This window comes from Inquilinus limosus MP06 (genome assembly GCF_000767795.1).
Lineage (GTDB): Bacteria > Pseudomonadota > Alphaproteobacteria > DSM-16000 > Inquilinaceae > Inquilinus > Inquilinus limosus_E.
In genome coordinates this window covers 1-2,895 of the sequence record NZ_JANX01000688.1, presented here as the reverse complement: position 1 = coordinate 2,895, position 2,895 = coordinate 1, and the positions used below count along the sequence as shown (strand labels likewise).

Below are 2,895 nucleotides of genomic sequence, written 5' to 3'. Positions count from 1 at the left end.
GGCCGCTCCGGCCGCGGCGCCTGCGGATCCGACGGGCTACGCCATCGACCTGCTGTTCCGGCCCGCGCCGGACGCGCAGGCGCAGGCAACGGGGAACGCGGATCCACGGCAGGAGGTGGCGCGGATCCTGGCCAATGCCGCCGCGACCGGCAGCCTGCCGGCGGCCGACAGGACCTACCTGGCCCAGCTGGTGGCGCAGCGCACCGGCCTCGCCCAGGCCGACGCCGAGAAGCGGGTCGACGAGATGACGGCGCAGGTCGACGCCGCGGTGGCCAAGGCGCGCGAAGCGGCAGATGCCGCCCGCAAGGCCGGGCTGTCGACCGCGTTCACCGCCTTCCTGTCGCTGCTGATCGGGGCGTTCATCGCGGCGGTTAGCGCCTCGCTGGGCGGGCATCTGCGCGACGACCGGATCTGAGCCACTCTCGATACACGACCAAAAAAAACCCGCCCGGACATGTCCCGGGCGGGCTTTGCCTCGCTCAGGCGAGGCCTGGATCAGCGGACCAGCCGCCAGAACCGCTCCTCCGCGCTGTTGCGATGGTGCCGGTCGCCGTGATGGCGATCGCGATCCCAGCGGCGGTGATCGCTGTGGCGATCCCGGTCGTGGTCATGGCGCCGCCGCCAGTCTCGGTCGCGGTCGTGGTCCCGGCGATGCGCGGACGGCGCCCAGTGCCGCTGAGTCTGCCGGTACACGCCTTCCGCATGCGCGGCCGGGGCGACTGCCGGCGCGACCGCGACCAGGGCGACCGCGACAAGGGCGGCTTTGAGGAGCGATGTCTTGAGGGGCATTCCTTTGCCTCCGTAATCCGTTCTAAAGACACACGGCCCAGGCCCGCGGTTCCGTCGAACTCCCGGAAGCCGGCGGTTGTGTTCGAACGGGCAGCAACGAAACGGCCGGCGCCGCAACGGGCCGAAGGATGTGACCGATGACCGAGATCCTGGGCTGGGGCGACGAGCGGGTGCTGATCTGCGACGCGGGCGGACCGGCGATCGACACTCCCCGTGCCGCCACCGACCTGATCGGCGAGGCGATGTTCGCCGGCGCCTCGGTGCTGGCCGTGCCGGCCACCCGCCTCGGCCCGGCCTTCTTCCGGCTGCGCAGCGGCCTGGCCGGGGAGATCGCCCAGAAGGCGGTGAACTACCGGCTGAAGCTGGCGGTGATCGGCGATATCTCGCAGCACCTCGCCGCCAGCAACGCCCTGCGCGACTGGGTGCGCGAGGCCAATCGCGGCCGCGAGATCTGGTTCGAGCCGGACCTGGACAGCCTGGCGGCACGGCTGGGCGGCCGCGCCGGGGGCTGACCTCTTGTTTATTGTCATTGCCGGGCTTGACCCGGCAATCCAGGGGCCACCGAGAGCGGCTCTCGAAAGCCCCTGGATCCTCGGGTCAAGCCGGAGAATGACAAAAAAATGGAACGGTAAGGCGGTCCGGCCCCTGCCCTACTTCGCCATCAGCGCGTTGATCTCCGGATAGGGCATGGCGCCCGAGACCAGCGGGTCGGAGACACCGTCCTGCAGGAAGGGCCGGGCCAGCTCCGCGATCCGGGCGAACACCGTCTGGCTGATGCCGGAGCCGGCGCTGAGGCGGCGGACGCCGAGGCTCGCCAGCTCCGCTGCGCCTGCCAGCCCGGGCCGGGCCATGACGTTCAGCGGCAGCGGCGCATCGGCGGCGATCGCCTTGATCTCCTCCGGCCTGGTGACGCCCGGCACGAAGATGCCGTCGGCCCCGGCGTCGCGATAGCGTCCGGCCCGGGCCAGCACCTCCGCCACCTTGCCGCCCTCCGGCGCCAGGCCGCGCAGATAGGCGTCGGTGCGGGCATTGATGAACACGTCCTGGCCGCTGCGCGCGGCGGCGCGCTTGATCGCCTCGATCTTGGCGCAGAGCAGGTCCGGCGATCCCGCCCCGTCCTCGAGGTTGATGCCGACGGCGCCGGCGCCGACCAGCCGGGCGATCGATTCGCCCACCGCCGCCGGGTCGTCGCTGTAGCCGCCCTCGCTGTCGACGGTCAGCGGCACATTCACGATCCGAGTGATGTCGGCGGTGGTGGCGACCAGCAGGTCGAACGGCAGGGCGTCGCCGTCCGGATAGCCATGCGCCCAGGCGACGCCCGCGCTGGTGGTGGCGATGGCCTTGGCGCCGAGGCTCTCGATCAGCCGGGCGCTGCCGGCGTCCCAGGCATTGGCGAGCAGCAGGATGCCGTCCTGGTGCAGGCGGCGGAACTGCTGCAGGGCATCGGCCTGACGGGTGGCGGTCATGAGCGGTTCTCTCCCGGGGTTCAGATGGCGAGCGAGAGCTGCCGGCTGCCGGCGCCCTCATGGTCCAGCAGCCAGCGCTTTCGGTCGAGGCCGCCGCCGAAGCCGACCAGCGCGCCATCGGCGCCGATCACGCGGTGGCAGGGCACGACGATCGGGATCGGGTTGGCGTTGTTGGCGAGGCCGACGGCGCGCATGGCGCCGGGCTGGCCGATCCGCCGCGCGATCTCGCCATAGGACACGGTGGTGCCGCAGGCGATGCCGCGCAGCGCCGCCCACACGGCGCGCTGGAACGATGTGCCGGCGGCCTCGACCGGCAACGAGTCGATCACGGCGAGATCGCCGGCGAAGTACGCTTTCAAAGCCGTGGTCAGGCCCGCGGGGTCGCGCTGCGGCATCAGGGTGAAATCCTCGCCGCCCAGGCTGCGGGCCAGGCGGGCGCGCAGCCGCTCCTCCTCGCACCAGTCGATGGCGCGCAGACGGTCGGAATCATCGGCGACGATCAGCAGCTCGCCGAGCGGGCTCGGCAGGCGGTCGAACACCAGCGCCTCAGCCATAGGTCGCTCCCGCGGCCTTGGCCACCGGCCCGGCATCGGCGGCCCAGAGATGCTGGGCGGCATAGGCGCGCCAGGGCCGCCAGGGC

The 2,895-nt window shown here is 72.1% G+C and carries 5 protein-coding genes; 2 read left to right on the top strand and 3 right to left on the bottom strand.

Annotation, left to right across the window (positions count from 1 at the left end; translation table 11 throughout):
• Positions 1 to 415, top strand: a 415-nt coding sequence (locus tag P409_RS39490; RefSeq protein ID WP_034847481.1) for a hypothetical protein, incomplete at its 5' end; no start/stop codon positions are given.
• 80 nt (positions 416 to 495) lie between these two features.
• Here the strand turns inward: P409_RS39490 and P409_RS40000 are convergent.
• A complete protein-coding gene (locus P409_RS40000; protein WP_034847480.1) occupies positions 496 to 789 on the bottom strand; it encodes a hypothetical protein in 294 nt (97 codons plus the stop codon).
• Between the two features lie 137 nt (positions 790 to 926).
• On the opposite strand from P409_RS40000, the gene P409_RS30875 reads away from it, so the two are divergent.
• A complete protein-coding gene (locus P409_RS30875; RefSeq protein WP_034847479.1) occupies positions 927 to 1,301 on the top strand; it encodes a DUF4180 domain-containing protein in 375 nt (124 codons plus the stop codon).
• A 138-nt stretch (positions 1,302 to 1,439) separates the two neighbouring features.
• On the opposite strand, the gene P409_RS30870 is transcribed toward P409_RS30875, so the two are convergent.
• Both P409_RS30870 and P409_RS30865 read right to left on the bottom strand, forming a co-directional pair.
• Complete coding sequence (locus tag P409_RS30870) at positions 1,440 to 2,255, bottom strand: isocitrate lyase/PEP mutase family protein (RefSeq protein ID WP_034847478.1); 816 nt, start codon at positions 2,253 to 2,255, stop codon at positions 1,440 to 1,442.
• A 20-nt stretch (positions 2,256 to 2,275) separates the two neighbouring features.
• Positions 2,276 to 2,809 (bottom strand): methylated-DNA--[protein]-cysteine S-methyltransferase, encoded by a 534-nt coding sequence (locus P409_RS30865; RefSeq protein ID WP_034847476.1) that lies wholly within the window; start codon positions 2,807 to 2,809, stop codon positions 2,276 to 2,278.
• Between the last annotated feature and the right edge of the window lie 86 nt (positions 2,810 to 2,895).